The sequence below is a fragment of the Psychrilyobacter atlanticus DSM 19335 genome, from assembly GCF_000426625.1.
Lineage (GTDB): Bacteria > Fusobacteriota > Fusobacteriia > Fusobacteriales > Fusobacteriaceae > Psychrilyobacter > Psychrilyobacter atlanticus.
This window is the reverse complement of sequence record NZ_KE384547.1, coordinates 2,220,679-2,233,449: the sequence shown is the minus strand read 5'-3', so window position 1 is coordinate 2,233,449 and position 12,771 is coordinate 2,220,679. Positions and strand designations below refer to the sequence as shown.

Annotated in this window: 13 protein-coding genes; 9 read left to right on the top strand and 4 right to left on the bottom strand. The window is 30.3% G+C overall.

Annotated features, from left to right (window positions below):
• Positions 1 to 29 precede the first annotated feature (29 nt).
• Together K337_RS0111130 and K337_RS0111125 are read right to left on the bottom strand one after the other, a co-directional pair.
• Positions 30 to 728, bottom strand: coding sequence for a response regulator (locus K337_RS0111130; protein WP_028856676.1), 699 nt, complete (start codon positions 726 to 728; stop codon positions 30 to 32).
• Positions 729 to 812: 84 nt separating this feature from the next.
• The gene (locus K337_RS0111125; RefSeq protein ID WP_028856675.1) at positions 813 to 2,345 is read right to left on the bottom strand and encodes a sensor histidine kinase; all 1,533 of its coding nucleotides are present in this window, start codon (positions 2,343 to 2,345) and stop codon (positions 813 to 815) included.
• 499 nt (positions 2,346 to 2,844) lie between these two features.
• On the opposite strand from K337_RS0111125, the gene tyrS reads away from it, so the two are divergent.
• Positions 2,845 to 4,062, top strand: a complete 1,218-nt coding sequence (tyrS, locus tag K337_RS0111120) for a tyrosine--tRNA ligase (protein ID WP_028856674.1) — start codon at positions 2,845 to 2,847, stop codon at positions 4,060 to 4,062.
• Positions 4,063 to 4,126: 64 nt separating this feature from the next.
• Here tyrS and pdo read toward each other — a convergent pair whose 3' ends face one another.
• Positions 4,127 to 4,765 carry a protein disulfide oxidoreductase gene (pdo, locus tag K337_RS0111115; RefSeq protein ID WP_028856673.1) on the bottom strand — a complete coding sequence of 213 codons (639 nt, stop codon included), beginning with the start codon at positions 4,763 to 4,765 and terminating at the stop codon, positions 4,127 to 4,129.
• 172 nt (positions 4,766 to 4,937) lie between these two features.
• Between pdo and K337_RS0111110 the strand changes: the two genes are divergently transcribed.
• The 3 genes from K337_RS0111110 (at position 4,938) to K337_RS0111100 (ending at position 7,654) form a co-directional block, all read left to right on the top strand.
• On the top strand, positions 4,938 to 6,476 hold the full coding sequence (locus K337_RS0111110; protein WP_028856672.1) for an ATP-binding protein: 1,539 nt from the start codon (positions 4,938 to 4,940) through the stop codon (positions 6,474 to 6,476).
• On the top strand, positions 6,473 to 7,141 hold the full coding sequence (locus K337_RS0111105) for a response regulator (protein ID WP_028856671.1): 669 nt from the start codon (positions 6,473 to 6,475) through the stop codon (positions 7,139 to 7,141). The genes K337_RS0111110 and K337_RS0111105 overlap by 4 nt, the downstream gene beginning before the upstream one ends.
• Positions 7,142 to 7,204: 63 nt before the next feature.
• Positions 7,205 to 7,654, top strand: coding sequence for a hypothetical protein (locus K337_RS0111100; RefSeq protein WP_028856670.1), 450 nt, complete (start codon positions 7,205 to 7,207; stop codon positions 7,652 to 7,654).
• A gap of 118 nt (positions 7,655 to 7,772) precedes the next feature.
• Here the strand turns inward: K337_RS0111100 and K337_RS0111095 are convergent, their stop codons facing one another.
• Entirely contained in the window at positions 7,773 to 7,988 is a 216-nt protein-coding gene (locus K337_RS0111095; protein ID WP_028856669.1) for a hypothetical protein, read from the bottom strand.
• A gap of 255 nt (positions 7,989 to 8,243) precedes the next feature.
• Here K337_RS0111095 and K337_RS0111090 point away from each other — a divergent pair, with 255 nt between their 5' ends.
• From K337_RS0111090 to K337_RS0111070, 5 genes are all read left to right on the top strand, one after another.
• Entirely contained in the window at positions 8,244 to 8,618 is a 375-nt protein-coding gene (locus tag K337_RS0111090) for a hypothetical protein (RefSeq protein WP_028856668.1), read from the top strand.
• A 22-nt stretch (positions 8,619 to 8,640) separates the two neighbouring features.
• Positions 8,641 to 9,174, top strand: a complete 534-nt coding sequence (locus K337_RS0111085) for a hypothetical protein (RefSeq protein ID WP_028856667.1) — start codon at positions 8,641 to 8,643, stop codon at positions 9,172 to 9,174.
• Between the two features lie 149 nt (positions 9,175 to 9,323).
• Positions 9,324 to 10,625 carry a 2-hydroxycarboxylate transporter family protein gene (locus K337_RS0111080; protein WP_028856666.1) on the top strand — a complete coding sequence of 434 codons (1,302 nt, stop codon included), beginning with the start codon at positions 9,324 to 9,326 and terminating at the stop codon, positions 10,623 to 10,625.
• A gap of 131 nt (positions 10,626 to 10,756) precedes the next feature.
• Entirely contained in the window at positions 10,757 to 11,755 is a 999-nt protein-coding gene (locus tag K337_RS0111075) for a LacI family DNA-binding transcriptional regulator (RefSeq protein WP_028856665.1), read from the top strand.
• Entirely contained in the window at positions 11,752 to 12,699 is a 948-nt protein-coding gene (locus K337_RS0111070; RefSeq protein ID WP_028856664.1) for an ROK family protein, read from the top strand. Before K337_RS0111075 ends, K337_RS0111070 begins: the two co-directional genes overlap by 4 nt.
• The last annotated feature ends 72 nt before the right edge of the window (positions 12,700 to 12,771 follow it).

Genomic DNA, 12,771 nt, shown 5'->3' with positions numbered 1-12,771 from the left:
AGAGTGAAGTTATTTTTATTCTTTAATGTTTACATTTTGATCTTATATTTTACTTCGGGTCGTCCTACACTTCCGTAAGAAATATCACTTTTTATCTTTCCTATTTCGGTCAAATAGTCTAAATATTTTTTTACAGTGACAGCACTGCTTTCCAAAAGATCAGCTATCTCTTTAGAGGACCATTCTTTCATTGGGTCAGAGACAACGGCATTCATAACTTTTTCTAAAGTTTTTTCACTTATTCCTTTTGGAAGCTCATTTTCTAAAGTGTTTATTTCGTTATTTCTTCCATGATAAAGTTTATCTAATTCATCCTGTGTTAAAATTTTCTTTTTAGAAGAAGAAACTATTTTTTTTGAAAGATATCTGCCTAATGCCTCCTCTAACCTTTCAAATTCAAATGGTTTTATGAGGTAATCAACTATTCCTAACTTAAATGCTTTTTCTATATGCTCTTTGTCATTAGAAGCGGTAACAAAAATGGTGTTGGTATACTGATTTTCTTTAACTTCTCTTTTTCTCAATTCCTCTAAGATATTCAAACCTTCAGTATCAGGCAGATACATATCCAAGATGATTAATTCTATATTGTTTTCTATTATATAATCTACTACCCCTTCTCCTTTAAAGAAAGTTTTAGAGACATTAAACTCTTTTTCGGTGTTGATTATCTTCTCCGTTATCATACTCACCATGGGATCGTCTTCTATAATAACTACGTCTATCATTTGTATTCCTCCTTGATTGCCTGCAGTGACATCAAACTTTTGTGTTATTTTAACATTTTAAAGTTAGTAATTTTTTATTTCTTACTATTTGTTTAATTTTATATAAAAAGTTTTATAATTTTCTTTGTTAATGATTTCAATATTCCCATTATATAATTTTACAAGATTTTTAATAAGTGCCAGTCCGGAGCCCCGCCCCTCCCCTTTAGAGGAGTAACCTATCTCAAAAATTTTCTTTTGATCTGAATCTTCTATCAGACCACTATTATCACTGATCTGGATAAGAATTTGTTTACTATCCTCTAAAATTTGAAGGATAATTTCTTTATTGTCTATATCTTTTAGGTCAAAGGATTCAGTGGCATTTTCAATGAGGTTTCCAATTATAACGATGAGGTTGTCTGATTCTATGAAACCATGGGTTTTCATGAGATTACTCATTTCATTGATGGTAAGGGTGATCTTCTTTTCTTTGGCCAGACTTATCTTAGTCAGTAGGAGCGCAGAGATAACAGGATCATTGATTCCTTCGATCTCTTTATTTTCATTATCTAATTCATTTTTTATAGTTGAAACATACTTTTTGAGCTCTTCATATTCTTCTAAACGTAATAAGCCGGATATTACGTGGATCTTATTTTTAAATTCATGTACATTGGCTCTCATGGAGTTAATTATCTGGGTAACTCCTGTAATTTCACGGGCTAATTTTTTTATTTTTTTACCCTGTTTAATAATAAATAAAACTTCAGAATCATTATTTTTCTGGATAATATTTATGGCGGTAATAAAAACTTTACGATTAGTTAAGATTATTTCTCGGTTATCAAAGGTAATGTTTTTAGAAATAATTTCATCATATAATTTTCTCAAAATAATTTCATCGGAAGGTTCTAACTTTTCTTTTGCAACTTTATTAGCTTTAGTTAGTTTTCCATGATTATTGATAGTTACAATCTTATCGCTGAGATGATCAAATAGAATTTGTCTTTCAGCATAGATATGTGCGAATTCTAGTGGTTCATATCCAAAAATTTGTTTTTTTATGTTTTTGGCTAAAAAGACAGAGAACAGTATAGACATAACAATAACAATAAGAATAGCAACCAAGACTTCTATAAAGAATATATTTTTTAAGTCTTCATTTTTATGATGATATTCCTGAACTCCTAACATTCCAATTAATTTACCTCGATGGGTTATTGGTATAAACTCCTGGAGAAAATTATTGACGGGATCTAAATTATAATATTGAATCGGTTTATCGATTATTTTTTTTAACATATTCTTATAATTTTCTTCTAGAAATGGAGTATTATTTTTATTTTTATAGGAAAAAACTTCTCCTTTTAGATCCATAATAATAACATAGTTTAAATTTATTAGTTTTGGCCATATAGATGCTATATATATATTAAGGGTATCTTGATTTTGTTTAGATAAATTGTCTCTAATAACTGGATCCTTAGAGAGAACATAGGCATAGCTGTTTAGAACACGTTTTTTATTTAAATCCAATAATTTATATGAATTTCGAAAAAAGATGAATTGCATAAGAAACATAGCTAGGAGTACTAATATCAACATATATATAGTCATTTTTTTTTCTAATTTCACAGGCACCACCTCTTAGAATTAATTTGGGATATATTTCTTATACTAGTATATACTATATATTGAAAATAATCTTAGTTATCATTTTATTTCTTTAAAAAAAAATCTTATTATGTTATAATTAGGAAAATATAGACTAAGAAATTAGGAGAAAGATATGAAATTTAATGACAACCAAACTTATTATTACTATTATTAATTGAGGGACTGTGTAGAGATATTACAGCCCATTTTATAGTATACTAATAGGGGTTGTATCTGAATTAAACTTTTTAAAGCTTGCAGATATAATCTGTGAGCTTTTTTTTATAGTATAGGAAATCAAACCCGCAAGGGGCATCACCAAAGTATCTATAAATTTACGATATAAGTTAAGAACTTTGAGATAAAATTTATGAAATAAATAAAAAGTTATAAAAGGTTGAATTGTGCTTGTCTGGATGCAACGTCATGTTGCTTTTTTAATAAAAAATAAAATTATATATAGAAAAGGAGATTAACTATGGATATCAATGTAGAGGTTCAAAGACAGTTAAATATATTAAAAAGGGGAGTAGAGGAATTAATTTCTGAAAAGGAATTAGAAAAAAAGTTAAAGAAATCATTGGAGACTAACACTCCGTTAATCGTAAAATTAGGGATAGATCCAACTGGTTCAGACTTACACATAGGTCATGCAGTACCCCTTAGAAAGTTAAAGCAATTTCAAGATCTAGGACATAGAGTGAAATTTTTAATAGGTACATTTACAGCTAGAATAGGAGATCCTACAGGAAAATCTGAAACTAGACCAATGTTATCTTCTGAAGATATCACAAAGAATATCCAAACATATTTAGACCAGTTAAAGCTGATCTTAGATATGGAAAAAACAGAAGTTGTATATAACGGTGACTGGCTGGAAAAATTAAAATTAGAAGATGTATTGAAGTTATTGTCTCAATTTACAGTAGCACAGATGATTCAAAGAGATGATTTTTCTAAAAGGTTAGCAGCAGGAAAACCTGTATCATTGGTAGAATTTATGTACCCAATCTTACAGGGATATGACTCTGTAGCTATCGATGCAGATGTAGAATTAGGAGCAACTGAGCAGACATTTAACTTATTGAGAGGTAGAGATCTGCAAAGAAATGCAGGAACAGAACCACAAATATGTATGATGATGCCTATCTTAGAGGGACTAGATGGAGTAGAAAAGATGTCTAAATCATTAAATAACTATATCGGGATAACAGAGGCTCCTAACGATATGTTTGGAAAGGTAATGTCTATCTCAGATGACCTTATGTGGAACTACTATGAGGTAGCTACAGATGTTCCTATGGAAGAAATTGCAAAATTAAAGGCAGGAGTAGCCGATGGAAGTATCCATCCTATGGATTGTAAAAAGAGATTAGGAGCAGAAATTGTAACTATCTACCACAATGAAGAAGAGGGAAGAAAGGCCTACGACTGGTTTGAAAATGTATTCTCTAAGAGAAACATGGATGTAGACTTACCAGAAGTAAAGGTAGATGAAGATGAAGTGGGAGCAATAGACCTATTGGTAAAAAAATTAAATTTCTTTAAAGGAACTTCAGATGCTAGAAGATTGATCACTCAAGGTGGATTTAAAGTAAATGATGTAGCGATTAAAGACGTAAAAGCAATGGTAAAAATTGAAGCTGGAATGATAGTAAGAGCAGGAAAAAAGAAGATAGTTAAGATAGTTAAATAAGAGCCCTTAGTAGGGTCTAAAAAAATCCCTGAATTTCAGGGATTTTTTTAATTTCTATGAAAATTTATAATTTTTTTAATTTATCTACAAACATTTCTATAGGCTGTACACCCAACAGATCATCACTGTCATTAAAAATAATCCTAGGAACAGAATTTATTTTAAATTTGTTGGCCAGATCACTATATAAATTGGTCTGTATCATCTCAGCGTCAATATTTTTATTTAATAAAGCTATTTTACAAGCTGTCATAACTGCCTTGGGACAATGTGGACATTGTAAACTTACAAATACCTTGATATTGATTTTTTTATTGATCTGTTTAATGGCATCTACTAATTTAGCATCTAATGGAGTAACTATTCCAGAACTTTCTAGGACAGCAAATAGGAGTGAATTGATTTCATGTCCACTGGGAATTCCGTAGAATTTAATTCCAGTAGGTTTATCTGATGCTAAAATAGTAGTTCCAGGGACTTTGTCAATTCCATATTTTTCAGCTAAATCAGCGTTTTTAATAAGATCATATTCGACAAATTTTATCTTGTTATTTAATGCAGCTAACTGCATCATCATGGTGACTACCTCATCACACAGAGGTTTTCCACTTTCTATGAAGGTAATAATTTTAATTGGGTTTTTTATTTTGTTCAGTCCTTGTTTTAATTGATTTAAAACTTCTTTATTGAATATTTCCGACATCTCTTCCCTCCCTTATCATCTATATGAAACTTATATTGAATATCTAGTGTCCTAATTTTTATTTATTCTCTAATTATATATTTACCATAGATGAAAAAATCCTTTAAGAAAAGAGAAAAAATATGCTAAACTTTTACCATAATAGTTTGCTTAACCAAAATAGGGGGATAAAATGAGGTTAGAAAAGAAAATATATATATATTTAGTGGTTTTGATAACGGTTATATTACTTATAACACACTTTATTTTTTTTAAAAATAAAGTTCAAGTAGAAAATTTGAATGAACGAAAAAATCTTGGAAATATAGCACTGACTCTCAGTCATGACCCGTTTATAATAGAAAATTTATATAAAAAAAAACCTGAAAACATACAAGCTTACACCAATAAAATATGGTCTAAATTAGAGGATATAGATTTTATAACAGTAGCAGATATGGAGAGTAGAAGATACTCCCATGTAGATCCCCAATATATAGGCAAAATATTTAAGGGCGGGGATGAAAAGGTGGTTGTAGAAGAGGGAAAATCCTATTTTTCAATGGCCAAGGGAACTCAGGGAGTATCTCTCAGAAAATTTGAACCTATAAATTATAAAGGAAAACAGATAGGATTTATAAGTGTGGGAAAATACCAGGTAGAGCGGGATAAGTGGAAAAATAATTTTATTTTAGAATCAGTGTTTTTATTTTTACTAATCCTTTCATTCGGAGCTCTTTTATCATATTTTTTAGCAAAGAGTATAAAAAAAGAAATTTTTGGATATGAACCTGTGGAAATAGGAAGGTTTTATGCTGAAAAAAAAGTTATATTCGACAATATGCATGAGGGGATAGTAACTATAAATGGTAAGGGAGAAATTACCAAAACCAATAGAGCTGCTCAAAATATGTTAACTTCCAGAGATGATGAGGTGTTTAAACGGTTATTTGAAACAGTGATAAGTACCCAGTCGGGATTCAATGACAGAGAGATAGTTGTAGAAAGTGGAAAATTATTTGTAAGTGCGATAAAATTAAATAAAACAAAAAAAATATTAGATGTCATCTTTATATTGAGAGATGGTGGAGAGGTAAAAAGAGTAGCTGAGGAGATAACGGGAGTTGCTCAGATAATCAACTCTATGAGAGCCAATGTCCATGAATTTAAGAATAAGATCCATGTAGTTTCGGGACTATTGCAGCTAGAAGAATATGAGAAGGCTAAAGATTATATACTCTACTTAGAATATGAAGTTGAAAATGAAAAACATAATGTGGTAGGAGTAAAAGATCCAATAATTGAAGCACTTATCTTGGCGAAGATGAGTTTAGCCAGGGAATCCAGAATAAATTTTAATGTAGATGAAAAAACTAAATTAGATAAAACTCACGACAATATAGATACCAATGATTTGGTTGTAATAATCGGCAACTTATTGGAAAATGCCAGGGAAGCCTGTGAAAATAGTATAGAGAAAAAGATACAGGTTGGGTTCTTTGAAGATGAGAGTAAATTGAGAATAGAGGTTACAGACAGCGGCCGAAGTATAGACACCCATGAGATGGAAAAAATATTTAATGTAGGTTATTCCTCTAAGGGTGAGGGACGTGGCTCTGGATTGGCACTCATTAAAAATCTTGTGGAGGTATATAAAGGAAGTTTGAACATTAAAAGTCGTAAAAATAGTAAAACATTTTGTGTGGAACTCAGCAAGGAGGGCAAGTTATGATAGATGTAGTTATTATAGAAGATGATCCCATGGTAAGTATGATAACAGAGAAGATAATAAATTCTGTAGGGGAATTTCGTGTAGTCAAAACTTTTAAAGAGGGAAAAAAAGCTATTAAATATTTAGAACAACATCATGTAGAACTAATAATATTAGATATGTTTTTACCTGATACCAATGGTTTGGTAACTTTAGAAACTATAAGAAAGAAAAAAGTAGGAGTTGAAGTTATTTTCCTGACAGCTTCAAATAATACTGTGGAGATAGAAAGAGCATTTAAATTAGGAGCAATAGATTACCTCATAAAACCCTTTGATTTTAACAGATTAAAGGATTCTTTGGGAAGGTATTTAAATAAAAAATCAAATATTTCAGGAAAGGAAGTTTTAAGCCAAGGAGAGGTAGATAAATTATTTTTAAGAAATAAAACTAAGGGAAGCAGTGTCAAAGGAATCAGTGAAAAAACTTTGAAAAAAATAATGGATATATTATTATTAGATTCATCCAAGGAGTGGTCCTCTAAGGAAATTTCTGACATTTTAAACACAAGTACAGTAACAGTAAAAAAATATCTAGATTATCTTATGGAATTGGGAAGGGTAGAAAATTCTATCTATTATGGAAGTGTAGGTCGTCCAGAATATAAGTATAAGGTAATACTGTAAACATTATGTTTATATAAGTGTCATTGGAATTAATTTAATTATTTTAAAAGAAGGTGTTAAAGCATGGAAATAAAAGAAAGTATAAAAAGGTTACAGATTGCTAAAAATTTAATTTCAGAGATAAAAGTTCTAGAAGTTCTAAAAAAATATGGAGTTCCTCTTGTTATAGGAAGTGTAGCTCAAGAAGTTGTTTGTGACAGAGATATTGATATTGTTATAGAAACTAAAAACTTGAGGGATACCTCTAAAAAAATTCTGTATGAATTTATTGAAAATGAAAATTTTAAAAAGATTCAATATGGGGATTTTGTTAAATTTCAACGACGTAATAGACCTAAGGGGTTTATTATAAATATTTTTGTAGATGATAGTGAAGGAAACCCTTGGGAATTTGAAATTTGGATTTTAAGTGATATTAAAAAATATAAGGTCGAATTAGAAGAATTAAGCCATAGATCACGTGAAGAAAAAAATAATATTATTATAAAAAAGTTTAGAAATATCATAATATAATATCAGTTATGTAAATTCCGTAATATGTATTTCGTAAACTTCAAAACTTAACCTAAAAATATCAAGAAAAAGGACACTAAAATTAGTGTCCTTTTATTTTAGGGCCTAAAAAAATAACTTACGATTTTTGATTGAATTTGTCTTCGAGATCAGTTAGACCTTCTAAATCTTTCTCCAATTGATTTATTTTTCTTTTAATATTTTCTATTCTTTGGGCTATTTCTTCATTTTTATCTTTAGATTCATAGTCTTTTTCTAATCTCTTTAATTCTTCTTCAGCGACTAACTTCCTTGTCTTTCTTAATTCTCTGATTTCTTTTAATTTATTAATCATAAAAAACGACCTCCTAAATGATCTTATTTAAATTATTCAATTTTAAATAATTTTTCCTTTAAGTCTAATTCTATTTTAGGGTATTTTTTCTCAATTATGAAAATACATTAAATTTTCTTCATTTGTTTTTCTTTATTAAATATGATAAAATTTTAGATAAATTAAAATTAACTTAAAGGAATAAAAAGATCGGCTAAAAAAAGAATAAGTTGTTTTTAAAGTTTAAAATAGATAAAAAAATTAGGAGGTAAAATTTTGAAAAAAATATTTTGTTTATTATTGTTATTAAGTTTATTAGGGTGTAGTTCTACTACGGTTCCACAACAAAAATCTAATTTAACAGTGGGGGTAATTAAATCAGAGGTTGTAAAGGGTTCAACTACTCAAACTGAAATATTAGGGATATTTGGTGCACCTAATATGATCACAAAGAATAGGGCCGACAATGAAGTTTGGAGCTATAATAAAATGTCTTCAGAAAGTGCTCAGAAAAGTGGGTTTGAAAATTTTTTATTCGTAGGAAGTAATTCAGCATTAAGTAGTTCTACTACCAGTAGTTTTGACTGGATAATTACATTTGATGAAAATGATATAGTAGAAGATTATAGTTTAATATCAAGCGTTTACTAAAAAAATTGGAGGATTGTAAGAAATGAAAAAATTTATATTAATGTTGATAGGAATCACAATATTTATGACTGGGTGTTCTTCAAATACACCAAAAGTTTCATCGTTACAAAGGTCACAGATGAGAACCAAAACAATAAAGGCTAATTATGATATTGCATTTCGTTCTGTTATGATAGTTTTAGAAAATCAAGGATATACAGTTGAAAACACTGATTATAAAACCGGTTTAATCAAAGCTACAGCTGTAAGAGACGCAACATCTGGTGCAGAAAAATTTTGGCTGGATAGAAGTGGAGTAATTACCTATGATATCAGTACGACTATTACAGAAATATCTAAAGTAAACAGTAGAGTTAGAATTAATATAAGGGAAAATACAGATATAGTCCAGGGGGCATATGGATCTAAATCTGCCAAGGATATAGATGAACCGGCAGTTTATGCATCTTTATTCAATGAACTTAGAACTGAAACAGAAAGAATGAAGGCCATCAATTACACCTCTATATATGAGGAGCTTAGAACTGAACTTGAAAGGGTAAAAATGATTAAATAATTTTTAAGAAAAAGATTGCTAATTTATTAGCAATCTTTTTTTAATTTAATAATTATTTTTTTAGTTTTGTTTTATATCTTTAAGAAAAAATAAGGAATATACTAAATATATAGATAATAAAGATAAAAAATGAAACAGGGGGGAAGAAGATGAAAACAGCAGTTTTGTCTAAGGATAAGGTACAGAAAAAATTTAAATTATTAGGTTTGGAGATGAAATATTTTATACCTATAACAGCAGTAGTATTAGGTGCAGCATTTACAGGAGCACTGCCAAAAGGGATGGAGGGCGTGATACCTTTTTTACTTATAATGGGAGTATTGTTAAATGAGATAGGTAACAGGACACCTATTATAAAAGATTATTTTGGTGGAGGACCTATAGTAGCTATATTTGCAGCGGCAGCATTGGTTACATATAATGTTTTACCGGAAACAGTGGTTAGTTCTTCGGCAACGTTTATGAAAAGTGGAGGATTTTTAAATTTTTATATAGCTGCCCTTATAACAGGTAGTATATTAGGAATGGACACAAAACTGCTTATAAAGGCTGGGTTAAAATATCTTCCAGTAATAATAGGTGGAGTATTTGTATCGATCTTAATGACTGGAACAGTAGGAGCATTGATGGGTTATGGATTCACCAATGCAGTGTTTTATATAGCTATCCCAATAATGGGTGGTGGAATGGGAGCAGGAGCAGTACCTCTAGCTCAAATCTTTGGTAAAGCAATGGAACAGGATCCTACAAAGCTTTTATCTATAATGGTTCCGGCAGTAGCATTAGGTAATGCAGTAGCTATAGTTTGTGCAGGAATATTGAATAAATTAGGTAAAAAATATAAGAAAATTTCTGGTGACGGTAAATTATTAAAGGGACAGGATGACGTAGGTATTGAAGAAGAAAAAGAGTTAAAGATAGACTATGCATCTCTAGGAAAAGGTCTATTGATAGCGACATCATTCTATGTATTAGGGAGACTTTTAGGAAAATATATACCACTGCATCCCTATGCACTTATGATCTTATCGGTAGCTTTCGCGAAGTTGACAGGTATTTTAAAGAGAGAACATGAGGAAGCAGCAACAACATGGTTCCAATTTGTAATGAAGAACTTTACACTGGCACTATTAGTAGGAATCGGGATAGCATACACAGATTTAGGAGCAGTAATCAGTGCATTTAGTTTAACTTATCTATTATTAGTAGTTACAACTATCGTAGGAGCTATGATAGGAACTGCAATAGTTGGTCGTATGTTAGGATTTTATATGATCGAAGGAACAATAACAGCAGGATTATGTATGGCAAACATGGGTGGAACAGGAGATATCGCAGTATTATCAGCTGCTAACAGAATGGAATTATTGCCATTTTCACAGATATCATCTAGGATTGGAGGAGCATTTATGCTTATCCTGACATCATTACTTATAAATTTATTTGTTTAGAAAAAGGTGCCCTAGGGCACCTTTTTTTTACATAATTTAGTAAAAAAATATGCATCTAAAGGTTTGAAATAAAAAATAAAGTTTTATTTTTTAAAAAAAAATGATAATCTTTTAGAAAGGAGGCTGAGAAAATGAAAGTAACCATAAAAGATGTAGCTAAGGATGCAGGAGTAGCACCTTCTACAGTATCCAGAGTAATATCCAATACCTCTAGGATAGGAGAAGCAACCAAGATAAGGGTTCTAAACTCCATTGAAAAACTAGGGTATACGCCGAATATACTAGCTAGAAGTTTGGTGAATAAACAAACTAAGATAATTGGTGTAGTCATGCCCCATGAAGCTGATTCCCTCTTTTCCAACCCTTTTTATATTCAAGCTATGAAGGGGATAAGTATAGCTGCAGAAAAACATAAATATCATATTATGTATGCCTTTGGAAAAAATAAAGACAATGAATTAGAAGCGGTAAAAAACTTTATTTCATCTAATATAGTGGATGGGATATGCCTGCTGACTACGAGGAAAAAAGATGAATGTCTTGAGTATTTAGAAAAACATAAATTTCCATGTGTAGTAATAGGCCGGCCGGAAAAAAATGATTCTGCCAATATTCTCTGGGTAGATAATAACAACGAAGAAACTACAAAGCACCTTGTAAGAAAACTAATCTTAGATGGTCATAAAAATATAGGTTATCTTGGAGCAAAAAAAAATTGGACTGTATCCATTAACAGAGAAAAAGGGTTCAGAGAAGAGTGTAAAAAAGAAAATATAGATTCAGAAATTGTATATAAAGCTGATTTTAGTAGGGAAAATGGTTATAGTGGGGCTGAAAAATTACTTTCAAATAAAAATTTAACAGCAGTAATATGCACCGATGATATCTTAGCTTTTGGCGTTCAAAGATATTTAATTGAAAAAAATATAAAGGATATAAAGATAATAGGATTTAATAATATTGATCCATTGGGAAATTTTGGTCCTAAATTTTCATCTGTTGATATAAATGCATTAAAACTGGGAAAAGAAGCCATGAGTTTACTCATATCAAAACTTAATAAAAGTAATAAAAGTAATTATAAAATTGTTAGATCAAAATTAAGAGACATAGAGGAGGAATTATATTGAAATATTATGCTGGGGTAGACTTAGGAGGAACAAACACAAAAATAGGGCTTTTAGATGAAAGCGGTGAAATTTTAACAAAGGAAACAATAAAGACGTTTTCGGAAAAAGGTATGAAAATAACATTAGAGAGAATATGGGAAACTATAGAAAAGTTAATGGATCAAAAAGAAATAAGTAAAGAAAAGATAGGTGGAATAGGAATAGGAATTCCAGGACCTGTAATAGATCAAGAGATCGTAGCTTTTTTTGCTAATTTTGACTGGGAAGCTAATGTAAATATCAGTGAAGCAATGGAAAAAATCTCAGGTGTGTCGACAAAATTAGAAAATGATGTAAATATGATCGCTATTGGAGAGAGTAAGTTTGGAGCAGGAAAAGGAAGTACCAGCAGTATAACAGTGGCTCTTGGAACTGGAGTTGGCGGTGGAATAGTAGTAAATTCTAAATTAATTTCTGGGATGAATGGTGCTGGTGGAGAGATTGGTCATATGAAATTAGTTGAAAATGGTAAATTATGTGGTTGTGGGCAAAGAGGCTGTTTTGAAACTTATGCATCTGCTACTGGAGTAATCAGAGAAGCTAAGTCACGTTTGGCTGTAAATAAAAATAATCTTTTGTATAAGAGTTTAGATGGGAATATGGAAAAATTAGAAGCTAAAGATGTTTTTGATTGTGCTAAAGCTGGAGATGAATTTTCTATGGAAATAGTTAATTATGTAGGAAATTATTTAGGTATGGGAATAGGAAATTTATTAAATGTAATAAATCCGGAAATAATTATTTTATCAGGTGGAGTTGCGTTGGCAGGAGAAATACTTCTAGACGTAGTTAAGGAAAAATTAAAACAATATGCTATGCCGGTAACTTTGAAAAATTTAGAAATCAAATTAGGAGAGCTGGGAAATGATGCAGGGATTAAAGGTGGAATAGCCCTTTTCTTATAAGAAAGTGTGCACAAAACAGAAAAATGTATTTATTTGAGTACATTTTTCATTATATTTAACTAGACAATGGAA

Bases quoted from the DNA above. Each gene is read 5' to 3' on its own strand.
- K337_RS0111095 (WP_028856669.1), bottom strand. From the start codon at position 7,988: ATGATTAATAAATTAAAAGAAATCAGAGAATTAAGAAAGACAAGGAAG.
- K337_RS0111080 (WP_028856666.1), top strand. From the start codon at position 9,324: ATGAAAACAGCAGTTTTGTCTAAGGATAAGGTACAGAAAAAATTTAAA.
- pdo (WP_028856673.1), bottom strand. From the start codon at position 4,765: ATGTCGGAAATATTCAATAAAGAAGTTTTAAATCAATTAAAACAAGGA.
- K337_RS0111105 (WP_028856671.1), top strand. From the start codon at position 6,473: ATGATAGATGTAGTTATTATAGAAGATGATCCCATGGTAAGTATGATA.
- K337_RS0111085 (WP_028856667.1), top strand. From the start codon at position 8,641: ATGAAAAAATTTATATTAATGTTGATAGGAATCACAATATTTATGACT.
- K337_RS0111110 (WP_028856672.1), top strand. From the start codon at position 4,938: ATGAGGTTAGAAAAGAAAATATATATATATTTAGTGGTTTTGATAACG.
- K337_RS0111130 (WP_028856676.1), bottom strand. From the start codon at position 728: ATGATAGACGTAGTTATTATAGAAGACGATCCCATGGTGAGTATGATA.
- K337_RS0111075 (WP_028856665.1), top strand. From the start codon at position 10,757: ATGAAAGTAACCATAAAAGATGTAGCTAAGGATGCAGGAGTAGCACCT.
- tyrS (WP_028856674.1), top strand. From the start codon at position 2,845: ATGGATATCAATGTAGAGGTTCAAAGACAGTTAAATATATTAAAAAGG.
- K337_RS0111100 (WP_028856670.1), top strand. From the start codon at position 7,205: ATGGAAATAAAAGAAAGTATAAAAAGGTTACAGATTGCTAAAAATTTA.